This is a genomic window from Campylobacter volucris (genome assembly GCF_008245045.1).
GTDB lineage: Bacteria > Campylobacterota > Campylobacteria > Campylobacterales > Campylobacteraceae > Campylobacter_D > Campylobacter_D volucris.
Window position 1 is genome coordinate 1,230,877 of record NZ_CP043428.1, and the last position, 20,461, is coordinate 1,251,337.

Here is a 20,461-nt window from a genome sequence, read left to right on the forward strand (position 1 = left end):
AAAGCGATTTACAAAAAGGCTAATCTTTGAAAAATAAATTAAAAATTGTTGTTGCTAGTTCCAATTTACATAAAATAGCAGAAATCAAAAAAATTCTAAATAATACTTATGAAATTTATGCCCTTGATGAAGTTATAAAACCTTTTGAAATCATTGAAGATGGAAAAAGTTTTAAAGAAAATGCACTCATTAAATCAACCACTATTTTTAATGCCTTAAAAAAAGATGATTTTATAATTTTAAGTGATGATAGTGGCATAAGCGTAGAAGCTTTAGATAATGCTCCTGGAATTTTTTCAGCAAGATATTCTAAAAAAGCAAATGATATAGCTAATAATCAAAAACTTATACGCAAATTACACGAAAAAAACCTCACTCAAAGTAAAGCATTTTATACAGCAGCAATTGCCATAAGCTCAAAATATGGAAATTTTTACACTCACGGCTATATGCACGGCTTAGTCATTGATACTCCAAAAGGAAGCAATGGATTTGGATATGATCCTTTATTTATACCTAATAATTTTACTCAAACTTTAGGCGAACTTGATGAACAAATCAAACTTCAAATTTCTCATCGCACAAAAGCTTTAAAGTTAGCAAATTATATATTAAGACTTTTGGAAAAATTAAATTAAGATTTGTTTTTTTTAGAAAAAGTGATGATTAAACTTGGCAATAAAAACAAAGAGCCAAACAAAAGCAAACTCATAGCTAAAACCGTAAGTAATCCAAAATAAATAGTAGGGATAAAATTACTACTTACCATCACTAAAAATCCTAAAATAATTGCAAAACTAGTATAATAAATCGCACTACCTATACCTAAATGTGAAGCAATTATAGCTTCTTTTAATTTTTTGTGTTTTAATTCTTCTTTTAATCTATGAATATAATGAATCATATCATCAACACCTATTCCTATACAAATAGCAGCTATAGTAATACTCATAATATCTAAAGAAATTCCAAGCCATCCCATTAAACCAAACACTAAAGTCAAAGGAATGATATTTGCCAAAATTGCTACAAAAGCATAAAAAAAGCTTCTAAAAATTAGCACAAATAATACAAAAATAACAAAAATAACAAAAACCAAAGTATCAAATTGTGATGCAAAAAGATTTTGAAGTAAATTATTATACAAAAGCATAATACCGCTGATTTTAACTTCAACATTATCATTTTGCAAAAGTATTTGTAAATCATGCTGAAGTTTTTTGATAAATTCATCGCGTCTTAAATTAGGATTACTATCTAACACCCTTATACTAAATCTTAACTCATCATTTTTAATGCTCACATATGGAGTTAGAATTTGATTTTTAAAAGAAGTTTCTAAATTTTCATATAAAAATGCTAAGACAAAATCATCTAAAGGCTTACCATCATTGATATTTTTTCCAAGCTCTAATAAACTTTGCAAACTAAGAACTGATCCTACAAAATTTTGCGAAGCTAAAAAATTATGCACTTTTGCTGCTATTCTTGTTTTATCGCTACTAAAAAAATACCTATCATCTTGAGCCAAATCTTCAAATTCTTTTTCAAATTCATCTAGTGTAGTGCTATTTTGAGTATTTTTAAATTTAACAATCACATCCAAAGGCATAGTCCCACCTAGCTCTTTATCAATGACTAATAAACCTTGTTTAATCCTAGAACTATCTTTAAAATAATCAACGAAGCTATTTTCTACTCGAATTTTGGAAATTCCAAAAAGAGCAAACACCACACAAACTACACTTATAAAATAAATAATTTTTCTATGATTTAAACTAGCATTTGCACAAAATTGTAAAAATTTTAGTGAATTTTGATCAAGTTTTTTAGTTTTCATTCTTGGTAAAAGCACCACAACACTTGCAAAAAATACATAAGCTAAAATCAAACTTAGTGCAATTCCAAGACTCATCATAATACCAAGCTTAATAATAGGCTCAATATCAGAAAAAATAAAACTTAAAAATCCTACAATCGTTGTTAAAATCGCATAAAAACTAGGATTTGCCTTAGCAAGTAAGGTTGATAATAATATCTTATAAACACTAGATTTTGAATGTTTTTGTAAATTTTCTATAAAATGAACGATTAAATGTATGACTACAGAAACAGTGATGATTAAAACAAGAGCAACATAATTAGACGAAACAATGGTTATATCAAAACCTAAAAGTGCAAAAATTCCACTAGAAGTAAAAAGTGAAATAATACAAATACCCAAAGCCAAAAACACCCAATACAAAGAACCAAAAAACCACCATAGCACTATAAATAAAAGCCCTATTAAGCTTAAACCATAAACTACAAGATCAGATTTTACATAAGAGATCATATCATTAGCAATCATCTCCACACCACCAAGGTGTAAAAAATCATCATTTTTGCTGTATTTATCAACTATATTATTGATTTTATCCAATCTTGCTTTGCTAAATTCTCTCATAAGCTCTTGATGATCTTTAATCAAAACTCTAAAATGTTCTTTTTCTTTTTCATTTTTTGCTTCATCTCTTGATTGAATCAAAGCATTATAAGTTAGATCAGGCTCAAGATAAATTAAAATTCCAGCGGTTTTACCATCTTTAGAAATAAGATTATTTTTATAAAAAGGATGGTTTAAAATTTCTTTTTTGGCTAAAGTTATATTAATATCTTGACTAAAAATATTAGGAATATTTTTGATAATTTCTTTTAAATCTTTATCATTAAAGCTTTGAAGTAAAGGAGCATTGGCTATAGAAAAAACTTGTTTTACACCTTTAATTTGAGCGAACTCTTCGCTAATATTTTTAATAAAATTTAAATTTTTTTGTGAAAATAAATCTACATCTTTTGGGGTAAAAGCAAGCATTAAAAAATCATCACCGCCGTAACGACTTGAAATTTCTCTATAAAATTTTAAATCCTCATCATGCTCTAAAAGCAAACTCTGCGCACTAGCATCTACGCTTAAATTTTTTGAAAAAAAAGTAAAAAATAAACAAAAAGCTAAACTAAAACTTAAAGTAATTTTTGGAAATTTTAAAAAAAACTGGATTATTTTGCTTAGCATTATTTAAAATTAACATTAGAAAGCTTGCTAAGCAAGGTAGCAAAATCAGCATTTTGCAACACATCTTTAAATTGTGAGCGATAAGTTTGTATAATACTTACTCCAAAAATATCTACATCATAAATTTGCCAATCTCCGTTTTTATTGTAAAATTTAAATATCACAAAATTTTCTTTACCATCTACTACCATAGAAGTTTTTAAAAATACTCTTTTGTTTTTTTCTTCTAAATTAACAACTTTTAATTTTTGCGAATCATATAAAGCAAGTTTTTCTGTAAAACTTCTTTTTAGATTAGCCTCAAAGGCTTGATTGTATTGTTTTTTTTCTTCATCACTTAATTGCTCATACCTAGTTGATAAGCTTAATTTGGCCATAAACTGATAATCAAAAATATGATCAAATAAAGCAAAAATTTGCTCAGCTGCCTTAGTGTGATTGTTTTTATTTTGCTCTAAAATTTTAACGCTTTGATCGATGTTATTTTGCATTGTTTTAGAAATTTCTTCTAATTGCAAAGCAAAAACAAAACAAACGCTAAATAATAATCCCAAAATTTTACGCATAAAATCTCCTATTTGATCAATTCTTGGCGTCTTTGCTCATACGCATCGCGAAAGAAAATATAATAATCTACACTATTTTGGTAAACATCATCAATTTGTTCATGTAAAAAACTAAGCTCATTGACTTTTAAAGCAGCATTTACACCTATACCAAGCCAAAAATTTCCTATATAAGCTTCAGGGATTAAAAACCAATCTAGTGGCAAACTCAAAGCATCTCTAACATTAGATGGGCCTAAGATTGGTAAAACAAGATGTGGGCCACTTTTTACACCCCACTTGCCTAGCGTAGTTCCAAAATCAGCATCATAGCTTTTTAAAGAAGTCTTGCTAGCACTATCTAGCAAACCAAAACCAAAAAGCACATTAATACAAAATCTTCCAAATTCCTCTCCTGCTTTTTTAAATTCCAAAGTCAAAAGATGATTTGCAATTTTTAAAGGCGATCTTGTGGTTTCAAATACATTTTTTATCCCTGTTCTTGCTACTTGTGGCATAACGGTTTTATATGAAAGTGTTACAGGTCTTAATAAATAATGATACAAATTATAATTAAATTGAGACATCATTTTATTATAAGTATAAAAGTCATCTTGAATTTCTTGTTTTTGGTATTCTTGATCAAATTCTTCAAAGCTTTGTGCAAAAAGCATTGTGTTAAAAAACAAAAGCAAACTAATAAGATATTTTAACAATTTAAATCCTTTAAAAAATAACCAAATATTATATGAAACAATCAATTAAAATTTTATTATTTTTAATATGTTGTAAAAATAAATAAAAATTTTTCAAACTCTAATACATAAGTCTTATAAAATATGCAAAAAAATGAATTTTAAAATCAACTTTAAATTTAAGCTATAATTTTTAGCAAAATCATTGAAACTCAAGGAGCAATCATGAAAAAAATTTTACTTTTATTGTGCATATGTGTCTTTGGATATAGTGCTAATATCAATATAGCTGCTGCTGCAAATGTAGCTTATGCTTTTAAAGCTTTAGAGAGTGAGTTTAAAAAAGAAAATCCAAATACAACTATAAATGTTACCTTAGGAGCAAGTGGAAATCTTGTAGCACAAATTAAAAACGGAGCTCCTTTTGATATTTTTATGGCTGCAAATATGAAATTTGCACAAAATCTTTACGATGAAAATTTTGCCATTACAAAACCTGTGATTTATGCCCAAGGAGCTCTTGCTTTACTAACTTTAAGAACTAATGTAGTTGATTTAAGCAAAGGTTTAGATGCATTAAAAGATGATAAAGTCAAACTCATAGCCATTGCAAATGCAAAAACAGCTCCTTATGGCCAAGCTAGTATAGAAGCTTTAAGCAAAACTCAAATTTATCCAAACATCAAAAATAAAATCATAGAAGCAAAATCCATAGGTGAAGCATTAACACAAACTCTAAAAGCAACTGATGCGGGTTTTATAGCTGCTAGTGCATTATATGAAGAAGGGCTTAAAAAATATGATTTAAAAGAAGGGATTAATTATATTTTAGTTGATCCTTCACTTTATATGCCAATTGATCAAGGCATAATCATAACTAAACATGCAAAAGATAATAAAGAAGCTAAAAAATTTTATGATTTTATTTTAAGTGAAAAAGGCAAAGCTATATTTAAAGCTTATGGATATAGCGTTCCATGATAGAAGCAAAAATTAGCTTTATTGATTTTCATGAGGGTGTTAATTTAATAGAATTTACAAATGAAAAACAAAAATTTTACATGCTCTCTCTTGATGAAAATATCAAAATTCATCAAAAAGTGATTTTATCTTTTAAAAGCACCGAATGTTTAGTTGTTAAAGAGCAACTAAACACTTCTTTTATTAATGAATTTTATGTCAAAATAGAAGCTATTTTTCAAGGTAAAATTATCACTATTTTAAGAGTAAAAAATGATTTTTGCACCTTTGAAGCACAAATTAGCACCAAAGCTTTTAAAAATTTAAACTTAGCAATAAAAGAGCATATTTATGTATATATCAATCCAAGCGCGTTGTTTATAAAAGAATACTTATGTTAAAAGTAGATATTTGTAAAATTTTTAAAAACAAACATAATGATTTTAAACTCCAAGCTAAATTTGAGATCCAACAAGGAGAGTTTTTAGCTATTTTTGGCAAAAGCGGGAGTGGAAAAACTACACTTTTAAGAGTCATAGCTGGATTTGAAAAGGCTTTGGGATTTTGTGAGTTTAATAATGAAATTTTTTTCAATCAAAAGCAATTTTTAAACATACAAAAAAGAAATATAGGCTTTTTGTTTCAAGATTATGCTTTGTTTGAAAATATGAATGTAGAACAAAACTTACTTTTTGCAAAAAATGATCAAAAATTTGCTAATGAGCTCTTAGAGCTTTTAAATTTAAACTCTCATAGAAAAAATCATATTTTAGAGCTAAGCGGTGGTCAAAAACAACGCGTAGCATTAGCAAGAGCTTTAATGAGAAAACCAAAACTTTTGCTTTTAGATGAACCTTTTAGCGCTTTAGATAATGAGATTAAGCTTAATTTGCATGATTATCTTTTAAATATCCATAAAATTTATAATATCACTACTATTTTAATTACTCACGATGTAAGCGAAGCATATAAACTAGCTAATAAAGTAATTATTTTAGATCAAGGTCAAATCATCAAACAAGGAAATCCAAGTGAAGTTTTTTTAAAAACCCAAGGTTCTCAAAAATTTGCAATCAAAGCAAGAATTTTAAAACTCCAACCGCAAGATAGCATTATAGTTGCCATACTTAGCATAGGAAGCCAAATCACACAAATTGCTCTTAGTCCATTAGAAGCTCAAAATTTAAAAGAAAATGATGAAGTGATTATAAGTCAAAAAGCTTTTGGGTTAAATTTAATCAAAATATAAAAACTATTGGATAAAATATTTAAAATAATTTTGGATAATGAATGTTTTATGGATTTTTTATTTTAAAATTTTTTATTAATCTATGGACAAAATGGAAAATAAGATTGTCTTATGGTTATTTTATAACTCCAACTGCACCACCTATTTTTTAATATTTTTAAAACTTATAAAATATTAAAAAAGGATATTAATGTTACATTGGATAATTTTAGCATTTAGCATAATCTTAGAAGTTATTGCAACAAGCTCTATGAAATATGCAAGTATAAGTAAAAATAATTATTATTTGATTATTTTTGGGATATGTTTTTGCTTATCTTTAACAGGTTTGTTTTATACTCTTAAAAAAATTGATTTAAGTATAGCTTATGCAATTTGGGCTGGATGTGGCGTAGCTCTTATAAGCATAGTGGGATTTTTTATTTTTAAAGAAATCGTTACGATTAATAAAATTATTTTCATCACTTTAATTGTTATAGGAGTGGTAGGATTAAAACTTAGTGCTTAAGCTTTTAGCTTAAAGCACATTCATATTTTCAATCATCACTTTAGCTTTGCATTCACTACAACAATATAAAGTTTTAATCTTAGCATCATCACCTAAAAATTTTGGCTTCATGATGCTAGCTATTTTTTCAATAGCTTTTTTAGTGGCAAATTCCTTGCCGCACTCTATACAGGCAAAAAGTTCATCTTGAGCTAAAATCATAAAAGAAAAATAATCTTTTTCCAAATCTATCCCACTTCTTTGAAGCACCAAGGTGTCTTTTTCAGCACAACTTGCTTCACAATATCCACAGGTTGTGCATAAGCTTGCATTAAATTTCAAAGAATTATCCTTAGTATCAGCCACCAAAGCTCCTACATTACAAGAACCCACACAGGCTAAACACAAGGTGCAAGTATTTGTATTGATAGAAATTTTTCCATAGCGTATCCATTCTTTACTTGCGATATTTCCTAAATTTTCATCTTTGATTAATTCTCTTAATCTCACTGCAAAATCTTCTCTTTTTAACAAAGAAGAATTATCAATCATAAATTTTAAATTAGGTATGAAGCTAACTTGATTTAAAGCTTGTTCAAGATCTTTTTTAGAATGAGCCAAAAATATACCTTTTTGATTAAATTTTTTCTCAAAAATTTCATTTACAAGTTCCATTGCTTCTTGATTATTGATTTTTTCATCATAAACAATCATACTAGCTCCACTCGTTTGAAGCATAGCTAAAAAATGTCTTTGATCTAAAAATTGGCTAGTTTTTACTATAAAAGGCATGATATTTTCATTTAGTTTTATGTCTAAATTTTCTATTTTGATGTTTTCTGAAATAACCAAGATAATCTTATCTTCATAAAATTTTAAAATTTCATAAAAACAATTTTTAGGCATAGGAGCATAATCAAGTGCTCCGCTTGGGCAAATACTTACACACTCCCCACAATCAATACAATCAACATGAGAAAATTCTAATTGTTTTGTTTCATCATCTTTTAAAATCGCAACACTTGGACACACCTCATCGCATTTTCCACAATGAACACTTCTTCTATGATGATATTGACAAATACTATCATCGTAACTGATATAATTTTTAAATTTATGCTTTGGAAAATTAGAATTTAAAAGCTCTAAAATATCTTTAAAATTAAAATTAGAAATGTCATAACATCCACTTTGCTTGTCAAAACTATCTTTTTTGACTTTGTATAAGAAAAAATCACACTCTATTTCTACTTGCTCTTTATCTTTTAAAGCTATCACACAAAGCTCACCTATAGAGCCTAATACTGCTATACATTGATCATTAGAAAGTTTTAAAACTTTATATCCATTTTCTTTTAAATTTTCTATCAAGCTATCTTCATTATCATCACTAACAATAATGACATTTTTACCTACTTCTTTAGAGTATTCTAAATCAAGCCCCATATCATAAATTTTAGATCGTATCTTATATAAAGCTTCTATGGTTTTAGCCTTTTGCAAAACATTATCTTTGGAATTTTTTAAATAAAAATTAATTTCTGGGGCGTAAATTTGTGGCTTTAAAAGTAAAGAATTTCCTATAAAAACTTCTTCTTTAAAAGACTCATCAACTATATTAATACAATCACTTAAAGGGATTAAATCTTCATTTTCTAAAAATACAAAATCTTTCATAAAGCTTTCTTTCTACAAATTTTTAAATAATTATATAAATCTCATTATAAAAAAGTTATAATTTTGTAATTTTTTCTTAAGGTTTAAGATGTACAAATTTAGAAATTTTCCCCCAATTAATGCTTTAATTAATGATAAAAGCTTAGATGTATATCCTTTATATTTAAAAAATTATTTTGCAAAATTAGTTGTTTCAAATTGTAAAAAGCAATTATCAAAAAATCCTAATTTAGAATTTTCTTTTGAAACTCTTAGTTTAAAAATCAAAGAAACAATAGATGAATTTTTAATTTCGCAACCAAAAAGTCTAATCAATGCAACAGGAGTAATCATACATACAAATTTAGGGCGTAGCATTATAGATGAAAGTGCTTTTGATGAGATAAAAAACATCATTTGTTCGTATTCTAATTTAGAATTTAATCTTCAAAATGGAAAAAGAGGTTCAAGATATGATGCAATTAGTGCAAATTTAAAGATATTATTTTCTTGTGAAGATTGCTTAGTGGTAAATAACAATGCTTCAGCGGTATTTTTAATTTTAAACACTCTAGCAAAAGATTACGAAGTAATTACCTCAAGAAGTGAATTAGTAGAAATTGGAGGGAGTTTTAGAGTACCTGAAGTAATCAACGCAGCAGGAGTTTTACTCAAAGAAGTTGGTACTACAAACAAAACCCACTTGAAAGATTATGAAAACGCCATCTCAGCTAATACCAAAATCATCTTAAAAACACATCGTTCTAATTTTGCTTTTAAGGGCTTTTTTGAAGAAGTTTGCTTAGAACAAATTCATACATTAGCAAAAAAGAAAAAAATAGTTTCTTATTATGATTTAGGTTCTGGTTGGTGTGAAAATTTAAACAAAACTTTGGCTAAAAATGAACCTTGCGTGAAAGATTTATTAAAACATTGTGATATTTTAAGTTTTAGCGGTGATAAACTTTTTGGATCAACCCAAGCTGGAATCATCCTTGGAAAGAAAAAATACATACAAAAACTCAAAAAAAATCAACTTTTAAGAATGCTAAGGGTTGATAAAATTACCCTAGCTTTGTTAAATCAAACTACAAAAGCTTATTTGCAAAAAGAATATGAAAAAATTCCTACCTTAAAACTTTTAAATGATGATATAAAAACCATAGAAAAAAAAGCATTATTTGTAAAAGAAAATATCCGCATACCTTGCGAACTTAAAAAATCAAAAAGCTTAGTAGGTGGTGGATCTATGCCTGATAAGACTTTAGAAAGCATGGTTTTAAGCTTCAAAGGAAAAGCTTTAAATTTGCAAGAAAATTTTAGAAAAAATAGCGTGATTGGACGTATTGAAAAAGATGAATTTGTATTAGATTTTCGGACTATTTTAGATAAGGATTTAAACCAACTAATTGATATTATAAAAAAGGTTTTTCATGTATAGTATCATCATAGGAACTGCTGGACATATTGATCATGGTAAAACCTCGCTCATTAAAGCTTTAAATGGCTTTGATGGAGATGATTTAAAAGAAGAGCAAGAAAAAAAGATCACAATTAATCTTAGTTTTTCAAATTTAAAAAATAAAGATGTAAATATTTCTTTTATAGATGTTCCTGGTCATGAAAATTTGATTAAAACTATGATTAGCGGTGCTTTTGGTTTTAGAATATGTATGTTTGTAGTAGATATTAATGAAGGCTTAAAAGCTCAAAGCATAGAGCATTTAAAAATTTTAGAATTTTTAGGAGTAAAAGATCTTATACTTGTTTTAACTAAAATAGATTTATGTGAAAATATCAATCAAAACCAACAAATACTCCTAGATGAGCTAAAAAAATACAAAATTAATATTTTAAAAATTTTTCCAACTAGCATTTATAAACAAGAAAGTATTAATACTTTAAAAACTTATCTTTTAAACTTAACTCCTAAAAAAAGTGATGAAGATTGTATCTTTAGATATTTTATCGATAGAATTTTTTCTTTAAAAGGTATAGGCACCATAGTAACTGGTAGTTTAAATGAAGGTAAAATCAGTAAAAATGAAAAAATATATTGTCTTGAAACTCAAAAAGACATCATAGTTAAAAATATACAAGTTCATGATGAAAGTGTGGATGAAATTAGTGCTTATAACCGCGTGGCTTTGAGTTTAAATTCAAACTATCAAGATTTAAAAAAAGGTTATATTTTAACCAAAAAAGGATTTTTTAAAAGTTTTACAAATATTGATGTGGTAATTTTTTCTAAATCAATCAAACACAAAAGCGAATTAGAATTTTGCACAGGAAGTAAAAAGATCAATGCTAAAATTTATATTATTAAAGAATTTGAAGATAAAATCTATGCAAGTTTGGAATTTGAAAAAGCTTTGGCTTTGTGTTTTAATGATAAATTTATTTTACTTCAAAATGGGCGTGTAAAAAGTGGCGGGGTTGTGTTAAATCCTGTAAGCGAACCTTTAAAAAAAGAAATGAAGATTAAATTTTTACATCTTTTAGAACAGCAAAAAATCATACAAGTATTTGAATTTTTAAAAGATATTCACAAATTTGGCTTTGGCTTATTATCAAGCTATCAACGCTTTAAAGTATCTCACCAACAAGCTTTAAAATTAGCTAAAGATTTGAGTGATATTTTTGTAGATGAGCAAGCTTTAAATGTTTATAATCTAAACTCTAAACAAGAAATTAAACAATTTATACAATTTATATTTTCTAAAAATCCCAATGCTTTAATATCAGCTCATTCTATATCTTTAAGATTAACTTGGGCAAGTGAAAATTTTTGTGCATTTATCTTAAAACAGATGGATGAAATTTTAGATTTTAAAGAAGGGGTGTATTTTTTAAAAGGGCAAAATTTTGAAAAATTAAAAGAAACAAATTATTGTGAAATTTATGAGATTTTAAAAACAGAAGGCATTAGACCTACTGCTCCTTATAATCTTTATGAAAGATTGGGTTTAGATAGAAAAAATGGAGATTTGATATTTAAAAAACTCAGCAAAGAAAATAAAATCATAAGATTAGCTCATAATATCTTCATAGAAAAAGAAGCTTTAAATTCTTTAATGGATGAATTTTTATTGCTTTTAAAAACGCAAAATTTAGATGTTAATTTTGTAAAAAATCATTTTAACATCTCAAGAAAATATGCTATTGCTTATTTGGAATATTTAGATAAAAATTTCAAACAAGTGACAAAAGTAGATGAAAAAAGAATACTTAAGTATTAAATTTAACTCCTTATAATTATAAAAATTTAAAACAAAGGAAAATAATGAAAAAATCTTTAGCCTTATTAGCTCTAACTAGCTCTTTATTTGCGGCAAATAATGATGAAATAATTAATTTTTTTAAGAAAAATCCTAATTTAAATGATGCAAAAATAACCATAGTAGAAAGAGAAAAAATTCAAAATAGTGATTTTGAAGCAGTAATTGTAAATTTTGAAATTGCAGGTAAAAATCTTCAAGAAATAGTCTTTACTCAAGGAAATTTTATCACTACTGAATTAGTAGATATTAAAAAAGGAGAATTTTATTCTCAAGTATTCCAAGCAAAACTTATGGAAAAACAACAAGCTGAATTTTCAAAAAAAGCTTTAGTGGAATTAAAAAAAGAAAAAATGTTTGTTTCCTTAGGCGATAAAAACAAACCTTTACTTTATGTATTTAGTGATCCAGAGTGTCCATATTGTAGAATTCATTTAGATAAAATCGAAGATACTTTAAAAACTCATCAGGTTAAATTTATACTCACTCCAATCCACGATACTAGTGCATTTGAAAAATCAGCTTTAATTTACAAAGAAAGTAAAGATGCCAAAGATGATGCACAAAAAATCGCCATAATGAGAAAATACTACGATAAAGACATTAAAGATTATAAAAAACCAAGCCAAGCTGAAGTAAAAGCTGTAAGAGATAATTTTGAAAAATACTCTAAACTTGGTCTTCGCGCAGTTCCTACTATAATCGATGCTCAAAAATAGTATATTTATCATATTTTTTGCACTTTTTTTAAGTGCTTGTTCGTTTGAAACTAAAGCCCTCATTCAAACTAACAATGAGGGTATTTTTATACAAGCAAAGAAAAATCAAAGTATCAATTTACACATTCACAATCCCTCAAAAATCCCTAATGATTTAGAAAACAAACTAATTGCAAAATTTAAAGATTTAAATTTTAATTTAAAAGATAAAAATGCTGATTATGATATTTTTATCAATATAGTGGATTTTAAAAAATATTCTTATGCTCAAAGATTGCGTTCTTCTAGTGCTAAATTCTTTTTTAATGATTTTGATAGAATTGATGATGTGTTTGAAATGGAAGTAGAAAACTACTATCTTATGCAAGTAAATTTACAAATTAATTCACATAATTTATCTCAAAAAACTTCGCTTTTAGCAAGAACTACCCATCTTGGAAATTTAAACGATGTCAAACAAGCCTTAGAAGATAAAATTGTCGAGCAAATTATAAGCTTTTTTTATTTTTAACGCTAAATAAAAATTTCTTCAATGCTAATTGCTCTTTAGTATCAATTTTATAATAAATTAACCGCAAGTAATCCTTAATATCGCTTTGAGAAAGCTTTCTTGAGTTAGAATAATTGATCAAAATATATTGGGGTATAAAAATTTTACTTTTAACAAATTGATTCATTATTTTTTTATAACTTGAAAAATTTTTCACACAAGAAAATCTAGCAAATACAAAAGGTAAATTTGTTTTTTCATGCCATAATTTACATAAATCAATATAATCATTTGGATTTTGCAAATAAAGCTTTAAAGCTCTATCTCCAATAATAACTTCGCCATTTTGTCTTAAAACTTTTGCTAGTGCATTAGAAGTAGCCGAGCTCGTATCATCTTTGTTTTGAGTATTTTTTTTCACCAAAACACTTTTAACCTTTTTATTTGCACAAATTCCTATATTTAAAGTTTTGTATTTTTTTAAACGACTTTCTATGCTTGAAATAATCGCAGCATCAACGCGTCTATAATATAAATGCTTATTGAGTTTAGCAGGAACGCCTTTTTTATACTCTGTAGTTTTTTTTACATAAGTAGGCAATGGCATTTTTTTAAGATAAATATGCAAAGGAAGTAAATTTAAATAATCAATCTTCCCAAAAATCATAAAGTATTAAACACCCTATCACCAGCATCACCAAGACCTGGGACTATGTATCCATTTTCATTTAAACACTCATCTATGCTAGCTACATAAATTTTTACATCTTTATGAAATTTATTAAAATTTTCAAGTCCTATTGGAGAAGCTACTAAACTTATGAATTTTATATCTTTAACCCCATATTTTTTTAAAAGATCACAAGCATTTATAGCCGTAGAGCCTGTTGCAAACATAGGATCTATAATTATAGCTACTCTTGAACTAGCATCTTTAGGTAATTTTTGAAAATAAAGCTTACTTTCTAAAGTTTGCTCATCTCTAGCAAAGCCTAAAAAACCCACACTTGCATCAGGTATAAGCTTAAACACACTATCAAGCATTCCCAAAGCTGCTCTTAGTATAGGACAAATCATTATTTTTTGATTGATTTTTTTAGCCTTAGTTTTAATTATAGGAGTATTAATACTTACTTCTTTTAAGGTTAAATCTTTTGTAGATTCATATAATAAATAAGAAGTTATTTCATCTATTAACATTCTAAAATGAAAAGGCTTAGTGTTTTTATCCCTTAATATAGCTAATTTATGCTCTATTAAAGGATGTGAAACTAAATTTATATTATTCATTTTTTAAACTTTCAAAATACTTTTTCTCATTAAATTCTTTGATTTTTGCTACTCCATCTTTAAATGCAGCAGCTGCAACTGCTGTACTAACTAAGGCTTTTACTCTACTATCAAAAGGTTTTGGTATAACATAATCTCTACCAAATTTTAATTCTTCTACACTATAAGCTTGCTTAACCTCATCAGTAATTTCAAGTTTAGCTAAATCTGCTAAAGCTTTAGCTGCCGCAACTTTCATATTTTCTGTAATTTTTGTAGCTCTAACATCCAAAGCCCCTCTAAAAATAAAAGGAAAACCTAAAACATTATTGATTTGATTTGGATAATCACTTCTACCAGTTCCTACTATAGCATCGCTTCTTACTCTTTTTACATCTTCAGGCATAACTTCTGGGATAGGATTAGCTAGTGCAAAAATCACAGGATCTTTTGCCATAGATAAAATCATCTCATCATTTAAAATTTTTGGAGCACTAAGTCCTAAAAATACATCAGCATCTTTTAATGCTTCTTGTAAAGTCATTGCTTTAGTATCGCTGACAAATTCTAATTTATATTTATTTAAATCATTTCTTTGGGTATTAACAACACCTTTGCTATCTACCAAAATAATATTTTTTACACCTAAATTTCTATACATTCTAGCACTTGCAATACCTGCTGCACCTGCCCCACTAACTACAACTTTAATATCTTCAAATTTTTTACCACTAATTTCCATAGCATTTATAAGTCCTGCTGTAGAAATAATAGCAGTTCCATGCTGATCATCATGCATTACAGGAATTCCAAGATCTTGCAAAGCTGCTTCTATCTCAAAACATTTTGGAGCAGATATATCTTCTAAATTTATCCCACCAAAAGTAGGAGCTATAGTTTTACAAAAAGTAACAATCTCATCAACGCTATGTACATCTATTTCTAAATCATAGGCATTTACATTAGCAAATTTTTTAAATAAGCACGCTTTTCCTTCCATAACAGGCTTACTAGCACTAGGACCTATATTACCAAGTCCTAAAACCGCACTTCCATCGCTCACTATGGCTACTAAATTTGATTTTGCTGTGTATTTATATGCTAGTTCTTTATCTTTTGCTATCTCTAAGCATGGTTGTGCAACCCCAGGAGAATAAGCTAATGATAAATCATGAGCACTATCCATAGGTTTGCGAGCTATCACATCGATTTTACCTCCTATGTGATATCTTAAGGCTTCTTCTTTTAAATCCATTTATTTTTCCTTCATATATTTTAATAAATTCTCCACCCTAAGCTTACATTTTTGCACACCTAAAAATTCTAACACTTCAAATATACTAGGACTTACAGAACTTCCAGTTAATGCAATGCGTATAGCTTGAGCTAAATCTTTTAATTTCAACCCATTTTCTTCTAAAAATTTATTAGTAAATTCTTCAAATTCATGAGCTTTTTTTTGATTTTCCAAAACATTAGCGTATTTTTCCAAATAAGTTAAATTTGTTTCATTAAGAAATTTATCTATGGCTTTTTGATCGTATTCTTTTGGGTCATTTAGTAACACTTTGGCATTATTGATAATATCGTGTAAATTTTTAGCTCTTTCTCTTAGCATATCTAGTAAAAAACTAGCATTTTCATATACACTTAGATCAAAACCTAAATCTTTTAATTGTCTATTAATCTCTTCAAAAGGTAAAGTCTTAATATAATGAGCATTAAGCCATTCTAGCTTTTTAAAATTATAGCAAGATGCACTTTTATTAATATGATTTGGATCAAAAAATTCTTTCATTTTTTCAATATCAAAAATTTCATCATCTCCATGACTCCAACCAAGTCTTACTAAGAAATTTAACAAAGCTTGAGGTAAAATACCCATATTTTTATATTCCATTACATCTGTTGCACCATGACGCTTAGAAAGTTTTTTACCATCTTCACCATGTATCATAGCAACATGATAAAATTTTGGAATTTTAAAACCAAGTGCTTCATAAAGCACAATTTGCTTTGGAGTGTTAGATAAATGATCATCACCTCTTATAACATCACTAACTCCCATTAATGCATCATCAATTACAACCGTTAAATTATAAATTGGACTTCCATCGCTTCTTGCAATTACAAAATCATCTAAAATATCTTCAGCCTGAAAACTCACTTCTCCTTTAATGCCATCTATAAATTTGATTTCTCCGCTGCCAGGAGCTTTTATACGCACTACAGGCTCTATACCGCTTGGTGGTGTTCCTTTAAAATCTCTATATCTTCCATCGTATTTTGGTCTTTGTTTGTTTGCTTCTTGTTTAGCTCTTAATTCATCAAGCTCTTCTTTACTCATATAACAATAATAAGCTTTACCCTCATCTAATAATTTTTGAATATATTTTTTATAAATATCAAATCTTTGAGATTGGTATTCTATCTTGCCATCATAATCAAGCCCACACCATTTAAATGCTTCTATAATAGCTTGCGTTGCTTCTTGTGAATTTCTTTTTAAATCAGTATCTTCAATGCGTAATAAAAATTTACCATTATTTTTTCTTGCATAAAGATAATTATATAAAGCTGTTCTTAATCCTCCAATGTGCAAATATCCAGTAGGAGAAGGAGCAAAACGCGTAGAAATTTCTTGCATATTTTTACCTTTTTTAAATTTTTATTGTTATAATGCTATATTTACACTTAAACAAAGGTTTTAAAATGAAAAAATTTTTAATATCATGCTCTTTTGCTGCAAGTATTTTATATGCTCAAAATATAGGTGGAATAGCTATGATAGTAGAAAATGAACCTATTACCATTTATGATATAAATCAAGCCATGAAACAACTAAATACTAAAGATAAACAAAAAGCTATAGCTTTTTTGGTAGATGATAGAATTCAAACAAGTGAAGCAAAAAAATTTGGAATTCAAGTAAGCAATTTTGAACTAAAGAAAAAACTAGATCAAATAGCAAAAGGTAATAATACTGACATAAATGGCTTACAAGCAAAAATGGAAAAAGACGGGCTTAGTTTTGAAATTTTCAAAGAACAAGTTAGAAAAGATCTTCAAAGAGAAAAGCTTTATCAAAATATTATGCAAAATGCAAAAATCAACACTGATGATGAAACACTAAAACATTTTTATGAAACCAATATTGATAAATTTAGCACTTTTTCTAATGTTGATTTAGTAGTTTATAATTCTAGCAATCCTGAACTTTTACAAAAACTTTTAAACAATCCAATGTATAAAAATTCACAAATTAAATCTAAAGCTATTAGTTTAAATGCATCTAGTATCGATCCAAGATTGCTTGCTTTACTTAATAATACCAAAGTTGGAAATTTCACTCCTATATTAAATGGGGAAAATACTTATATTATTTATTTTGTAAAAGAAAAATATGGTAAAAATCCTATCGAATTTGATTTAATCAAAGATCAAATCGCCAATGCATATACTATAAATCAAAAAGAACAAGCTTTAAAAAATCATCTTGATAAAATTAGAGCCAATGCTCATATAGAAGAACTAAGATAGACAAGCTATCTTAGTATTAATGTCTTGAAAGATAATTTGTATCATAATTGTTATTTATAAAATCTGCATTATCCATCATCGCTAAATGAAAATCTTTAGTAGTTTTAATTCCACCTACTATAAGCTCATGCAAGGCTATTTTCATTTTTGCAATCGCTGTGTTTCTGTCTTCACCCCATACAACTAATTTTCCTATCATAGAATCATAATAAGGAGGCACGCTGTAATCTTGATAACAATGGCTTTCCATTCTTACATTGCGTCCTGCTGGAGCTACATATTTTGTAATTTTACCTGGGCATGGTAAGAAAGTTTTAGAATCTTCTGCAGTGATTCTACATTCTATAGAGTGACCTTTAAGCTTAATCTCTTCTTGTTTTGGCAAAGGATAACCCTCAGCTACTTTAATCATAAGCTCAATTATATCTATACCGCTTACCATTTCACTTACACAATGCTCAACTTGTAAACGCGTATTCATTTCTATAAAATAAAAATCTAAATTTTTATCCACTAAAAATTCAAAAGTACCCGCACCCTCATAATCAATCGCTTTAGCAGCTTTGACTGCAGTTTCATGAAGTCTTGCTCTAGTTTTTTCATCTAATAAAATCGCAGGAGATTCTTCTATAAGTTTTTGATGTCTTCTTTGCATAGAACAATCTCTTTCTCCAAGATGAATCACATTGCCAAAACTATCTCCTATAACTTGCACTTCTATATGGCGTGGATTTTGTATATATTTTTCCATATACATAGTTCCATCTCCAAATGCACTCATAGCCTCACTCTCAGCTGACCAATATGCTTTTTCTATATCTTTTTCACTTTCTACAACACGCATACCGCGACCGCCACCACCTGCTGCAGCTTTTAAAATAACAGGATAACCTATTTCTTTTGCTAGTTTTTTAGCCCCTTCGACTCCATTTAAAGCCCCATCACTTCCTGGTATAACTGGTACTCCTGCTCTTTGCATAACTTGTTTTGCTTTACTTTTATCACTCATTAAAGCCATAGCAGCTACCGAAGGACCTATAAATTTGATATTATGTTTAGCACAAATTTCTACAAAATTTTGATTTTCACTCAAAAAACCATATCCTGGGAAAATAGCATCAGCTTCGCTTATTTCAGCAGCACTTATAATAGCTGGTATGTTTAAATAACTTTCTGAGCTTCTTGCACTTCCTATGCAAATACTAGCATCAGCATATTTTAAATATAAAGCATCTTTATCTGCGGTTGAATACACACAAATTGCTTTTTTACCCATTTCTTTGATGGTTCTTAAAGCTCTTAATGCGATCTCTCCACGATTTGCAATTAAAACTTTTTTGATTTCCATTTTATATTTTCTCCACCACAAACAATGGCATACCAAATTCTACAGGCTGTCCATCAGCTACTAACACTTCAACTATCCTACAATCATATTCAGCTTCAATTTCATTCATAATTTTCATCGCTTCAATAATAGCTATAGTACTTCCTTTTTTGATGGTTTGACCCACTTTAGCAAAAGGAGCTGCACCTGGACTTGGTGCTTGATAAAATGTTCCCACCATAGGGCTATTTATAGTAGGTTTATTAGATGATGGGGTGCTTTTTGTCTCATTTACAACATTTACATTAATTGGCTGTGGAGCTGGAGCTACTGGAACCGGAGCTGGTATATCACAACATAAATCTTTTTCAAGTTCTATTGCAAATCCATCTTGTTCTTTTATTTTAATCTTACTTACATTTGCTTTTGCAAAAAGCTCCATAAGTTCTTTTATCTCTTCTTTGGTCATATATTCTCCTTAATTTATAAGACTTAATTTATAATTATATAAAAAAATACTAAAAATAACTTCAATTATTTCTTTTTAACTATTTTTTTAAGATATAATTAAAAAATTTATTTATCACTTTTAAAGGAAAAACATGGGCTTAAAAGCAGATAATTGGATCAAAAAAATGGCATTAGAACACAAAATGATAGAACCATTTTGCGAAGCAAATATAGGTAAAGGCATGGTTAGTTATGGACTTTCAAGCTATGGTTATGATATAAGAGTAGGAAGAGAATTTAAAATTTTTACCAATGTAAATTCAACCGTGATAGATCCTAAAAATTTCGTAGAAGAAAATGTAGTGGATTTTGAAGGTGATGTTTGCATAGTTCCTGCAAACTCTTTCGCCCTAGCAAGAACCATAGAGTATTTTAAAATGCCAAAAGATGTTTTAGCTATTTGTCTTGGAAAAAGCACTTATGCAAGATGTGGCATTATAGTCAATGTAACTCCTTTTGAGCCAGGTTTTGAAGGACATATCACTATAGAAATTTCAAACACTACCCCACTTCCTGCAAAAATTTATGCAAATGAGGGTATAGCTCAAGTTTTATTTTTACAAGGCGATGAACCTTGTGATATTACTTATGCTGACAAAAAAGGTAAATACCAAAATCAAACAGGCATAACCTTGCCAAGAATTTTAAAATAAATGTTTTTTGACGATATAAATTAAATTA

The 20,461-nt window shown here is 27.9% G+C and carries 21 protein-coding genes; 11 read left to right on the plus strand and 10 right to left on the minus strand.

Features of this window, described 5'->3' with window-relative positions; genetic code table 11:
• Positions 1–26 precede the first annotated feature (26 nt).
• Positions 27–638 (plus strand): non-canonical purine NTP pyrophosphatase, encoded by a 612-nt coding sequence (locus CVOLT_RS06365; RefSeq protein WP_039665965.1) that lies wholly within the window; start codon positions 27–29, stop codon positions 636–638.
• On the opposite strand, the gene CVOLT_RS06370 is transcribed toward CVOLT_RS06365, so the two are convergent.
• The 3 genes from CVOLT_RS06370 to CVOLT_RS06380 are packed head-to-tail and all read right to left on the minus strand — an operon-like array spanning position 635 to position 4,316.
• Complete coding sequence (locus tag CVOLT_RS06370) at positions 635–3,055, minus strand: efflux RND transporter permease subunit (protein WP_039665966.1); 2,421 nt, start codon at positions 3,053–3,055, stop codon at positions 635–637. The genes CVOLT_RS06365 and CVOLT_RS06370 overlap by 4 nt on opposite strands.
• Positions 3,055–3,621 carry a transporter, toluene tolerance family gene (locus CVOLT_RS06375; RefSeq protein ID WP_039665967.1) on the minus strand — a complete coding sequence of 189 codons (567 nt, stop codon included), beginning with the start codon at positions 3,619–3,621 and terminating at the stop codon, positions 3,055–3,057. Before CVOLT_RS06375 ends, CVOLT_RS06370 begins: the two co-directional genes overlap by 1 nt.
• 8 nt (positions 3,622–3,629) lie before the next feature.
• Complete coding sequence (locus CVOLT_RS06380) at positions 3,630–4,316, minus strand: MlaA family lipoprotein (RefSeq protein ID WP_039665968.1); 687 nt, start codon at positions 4,314–4,316, stop codon at positions 3,630–3,632.
• 204 nt (positions 4,317–4,520) lie between these two features.
• On the opposite strand from CVOLT_RS06380, the gene modA reads away from it, so the two are divergent.
• From modA to CVOLT_RS06400, 4 genes are all read left to right on the plus strand, one after another.
• On the plus strand, positions 4,521–5,276 hold the full coding sequence (gene modA / locus CVOLT_RS06385) for a molybdate ABC transporter substrate-binding protein (RefSeq protein ID WP_039665969.1): 756 nt from the start codon (positions 4,521–4,523) through the stop codon (positions 5,274–5,276).
• Positions 5,273–5,656, plus strand: a complete 384-nt coding sequence (locus CVOLT_RS06390; RefSeq protein ID WP_039665970.1) for a hypothetical protein — start codon at positions 5,273–5,275, stop codon at positions 5,654–5,656. The genes modA and CVOLT_RS06390 overlap by 4 nt, the downstream gene beginning before the upstream one ends.
• Entirely contained in the window at positions 5,650–6,504 is an 855-nt protein-coding gene (locus CVOLT_RS06395) for a sulfate/molybdate ABC transporter ATP-binding protein (RefSeq protein WP_039665971.1), read from the plus strand. The genes CVOLT_RS06390 and CVOLT_RS06395 overlap by 7 nt, the downstream gene beginning before the upstream one ends.
• 190 nt (positions 6,505–6,694) lie before the next feature.
• A complete protein-coding gene (locus CVOLT_RS06400; protein WP_039665972.1) occupies positions 6,695–7,012 on the plus strand; it encodes a DMT family transporter in 318 nt (105 codons plus the stop codon).
• A 9-nt stretch (positions 7,013–7,021) separates the two neighbouring features.
• On the opposite strand, the gene CVOLT_RS06405 is transcribed toward CVOLT_RS06400, so the two are convergent.
• A complete protein-coding gene (locus CVOLT_RS06405; RefSeq protein ID WP_039665973.1) occupies positions 7,022–8,668 on the minus strand; it encodes a 4Fe-4S dicluster domain-containing protein in 1,647 nt (548 codons plus the stop codon).
• A gap of 88 nt (positions 8,669–8,756) precedes the next feature.
• Between CVOLT_RS06405 and selA the strand changes: the two genes are divergently transcribed.
• Genes selA through CVOLT_RS06425 form a run of 4 tightly spaced genes read left to right on the plus strand, consistent with a single transcriptional unit; the run spans position 8,757 to position 13,155 of the window.
• Positions 8,757–10,088 carry an L-seryl-tRNA(Sec) selenium transferase gene (selA, locus tag CVOLT_RS06410; RefSeq protein WP_039665974.1) on the plus strand — a complete coding sequence of 444 codons (1,332 nt, stop codon included), beginning with the start codon at positions 8,757–8,759 and terminating at the stop codon, positions 10,086–10,088.
• Positions 10,081–11,886 carry a selenocysteine-specific translation elongation factor gene (gene selB, locus CVOLT_RS06415; protein ID WP_039665975.1) on the plus strand — a complete coding sequence of 602 codons (1,806 nt, stop codon included), beginning with the start codon at positions 10,081–10,083 and terminating at the stop codon, positions 11,884–11,886. Before selA ends, selB begins: the two co-directional genes overlap by 8 nt.
• A 44-nt stretch (positions 11,887–11,930) precedes the next feature.
• Positions 11,931–12,644 carry a thioredoxin fold domain-containing protein gene (locus CVOLT_RS06420; RefSeq protein ID WP_039665976.1) on the plus strand — a complete coding sequence of 238 codons (714 nt, stop codon included), beginning with the start codon at positions 11,931–11,933 and terminating at the stop codon, positions 12,642–12,644.
• Positions 12,631–13,155 (plus strand): hypothetical protein, encoded by a 525-nt coding sequence (locus CVOLT_RS06425; RefSeq protein ID WP_039665977.1) that lies wholly within the window; start codon positions 12,631–12,633, stop codon positions 13,153–13,155. Before CVOLT_RS06420 ends, CVOLT_RS06425 begins: the two co-directional genes overlap by 14 nt.
• On the opposite strand, the gene CVOLT_RS06430 is transcribed toward CVOLT_RS06425, so the two are convergent.
• Genes CVOLT_RS06430 through gltX form a run of 4 tightly spaced genes read right to left on the minus strand, consistent with a single transcriptional unit; the run spans position 13,133 to position 17,050 of the window.
• On the minus strand, positions 13,133–13,801 hold the full coding sequence (locus tag CVOLT_RS06430; RefSeq protein ID WP_039665978.1) for a 6-amino-6-deoxyfutalosine synthase: 669 nt from the start codon (positions 13,799–13,801) through the stop codon (positions 13,133–13,135). The two genes, CVOLT_RS06425 and CVOLT_RS06430, sit on opposite strands and share 23 nt — an antisense overlap.
• On the minus strand, positions 13,798–14,424 hold the full coding sequence (gene upp / locus CVOLT_RS06435; RefSeq protein ID WP_039665979.1) for a uracil phosphoribosyltransferase: 627 nt from the start codon (positions 14,422–14,424) through the stop codon (positions 13,798–13,800). Before upp ends, CVOLT_RS06430 begins: the two co-directional genes overlap by 4 nt.
• Complete coding sequence (locus CVOLT_RS06440) at positions 14,417–15,658, minus strand: malate oxidoreductase (protein ID WP_039665980.1); 1,242 nt, start codon at positions 15,656–15,658, stop codon at positions 14,417–14,419. The genes upp and CVOLT_RS06440 overlap by 8 nt, the downstream gene beginning before the upstream one ends.
• Positions 15,659–17,050, minus strand: coding sequence for a glutamate--tRNA ligase (gene gltX, locus CVOLT_RS06445; protein WP_039665981.1), 1,392 nt, complete (start codon positions 17,048–17,050; stop codon positions 15,659–15,661). It abuts the gene before it with no gap.
• Between the two features lie 65 nt (positions 17,051–17,115).
• Between gltX and CVOLT_RS06450 the strand changes: the two genes are divergently transcribed.
• Positions 17,116–17,943 carry a peptidylprolyl isomerase gene (locus CVOLT_RS06450; RefSeq protein WP_039665982.1) on the plus strand — a complete coding sequence of 276 codons (828 nt, stop codon included), beginning with the start codon at positions 17,116–17,118 and terminating at the stop codon, positions 17,941–17,943.
• A 16-nt stretch (positions 17,944–17,959) separates the two neighbouring features.
• On the opposite strand, the gene CVOLT_RS06455 is transcribed toward CVOLT_RS06450, so the two are convergent.
• Positions 17,960–19,291, minus strand: a complete 1,332-nt coding sequence (locus tag CVOLT_RS06455; protein ID WP_039665983.1) for an acetyl-CoA carboxylase biotin carboxylase subunit — start codon at positions 19,289–19,291, stop codon at positions 17,960–17,962.
• Position 19,292: 1 nt separating this feature from the next.
• Positions 19,293–19,739: an acetyl-CoA carboxylase biotin carboxyl carrier protein gene (accB, locus tag CVOLT_RS06460; protein WP_039665984.1), complete on the minus strand. Its 447-nt coding sequence runs from the start codon at positions 19,737–19,739 to the stop codon at positions 19,293–19,295.
• Between the two features lie 133 nt (positions 19,740–19,872).
• Here accB and dcd point away from each other — a divergent pair, with 133 nt between their 5' ends.
• Complete coding sequence (dcd, locus tag CVOLT_RS06465; RefSeq protein WP_039665985.1) at positions 19,873–20,433, plus strand: dCTP deaminase; 561 nt, start codon at positions 19,873–19,875, stop codon at positions 20,431–20,433.
• Positions 20,434–20,461: the final 28 nt, after the last annotated feature.

Bases quoted from the DNA above. Each gene is read 5' to 3' on its own strand.
- CVOLT_RS06370 (WP_039665966.1), bottom strand. From the start codon at position 3,055: ATGCTAAGCAAAATAATCCAGTTTTTTTTAAAATTTCCAAAAATTACT.
- CVOLT_RS06375 (WP_039665967.1), bottom strand. From the start codon at position 3,621: ATGCGTAAAATTTTGGGATTATTATTTAGCGTTTGTTTTGTTTTTGCT.
- modA (WP_039665969.1), top strand. From the start codon at position 4,521: ATGAAAAAAATTTTACTTTTATTGTGCATATGTGTCTTTGGATATAGT.
- CVOLT_RS06390 (WP_039665970.1), top strand. From the start codon at position 5,273: ATGATAGAAGCAAAAATTAGCTTTATTGATTTTCATGAGGGTGTTAAT.
- CVOLT_RS06395 (WP_039665971.1), top strand. From the start codon at position 5,650: ATGTTAAAAGTAGATATTTGTAAAATTTTTAAAAACAAACATAATGAT.
- CVOLT_RS06400 (WP_039665972.1), top strand. From the start codon at position 6,695: ATGTTACATTGGATAATTTTAGCATTTAGCATAATCTTAGAAGTTATT.
- CVOLT_RS06405 (WP_039665973.1), bottom strand. From the start codon at position 8,668: ATGAAAGATTTTGTATTTTTAGAAAATGAAGATTTAATCCCTTTAAGT.
- selA (WP_039665974.1), top strand. From the start codon at position 8,757: ATGTACAAATTTAGAAATTTTCCCCCAATTAATGCTTTAATTAATGAT.
- selB (WP_039665975.1), top strand. From the start codon at position 10,081: ATGTATAGTATCATCATAGGAACTGCTGGACATATTGATCATGGTAAA.
- CVOLT_RS06420 (WP_039665976.1), top strand. From the start codon at position 11,931: ATGAAAAAATCTTTAGCCTTATTAGCTCTAACTAGCTCTTTATTTGCG.
- CVOLT_RS06425 (WP_039665977.1), top strand. From the start codon at position 12,631: ATGCTCAAAAATAGTATATTTATCATATTTTTTGCACTTTTTTTAAGT.
- CVOLT_RS06430 (WP_039665978.1), bottom strand. From the start codon at position 13,801: ATGATTTTTGGGAAGATTGATTATTTAAATTTACTTCCTTTGCATATT.
- upp (WP_039665979.1), bottom strand. From the start codon at position 14,424: ATGAATAATATAAATTTAGTTTCACATCCTTTAATAGAGCATAAATTA.
- CVOLT_RS06440 (WP_039665980.1), bottom strand. From the start codon at position 15,658: ATGGATTTAAAAGAAGAAGCCTTAAGATATCACATAGGAGGTAAAATC.
- gltX (WP_039665981.1), bottom strand. From the start codon at position 17,050: ATGCAAGAAATTTCTACGCGTTTTGCTCCTTCTCCTACTGGATATTTG.
- CVOLT_RS06450 (WP_039665982.1), top strand. From the start codon at position 17,116: ATGAAAAAATTTTTAATATCATGCTCTTTTGCTGCAAGTATTTTATAT.
- CVOLT_RS06455 (WP_039665983.1), bottom strand. From the start codon at position 19,291: ATGGAAATCAAAAAAGTTTTAATTGCAAATCGTGGAGAGATCGCATTA.
- accB (WP_039665984.1), bottom strand. From the start codon at position 19,739: ATGACCAAAGAAGAGATAAAAGAACTTATGGAGCTTTTTGCAAAAGCA.
- dcd (WP_039665985.1), top strand. From the start codon at position 19,873: ATGGGCTTAAAAGCAGATAATTGGATCAAAAAAATGGCATTAGAACAC.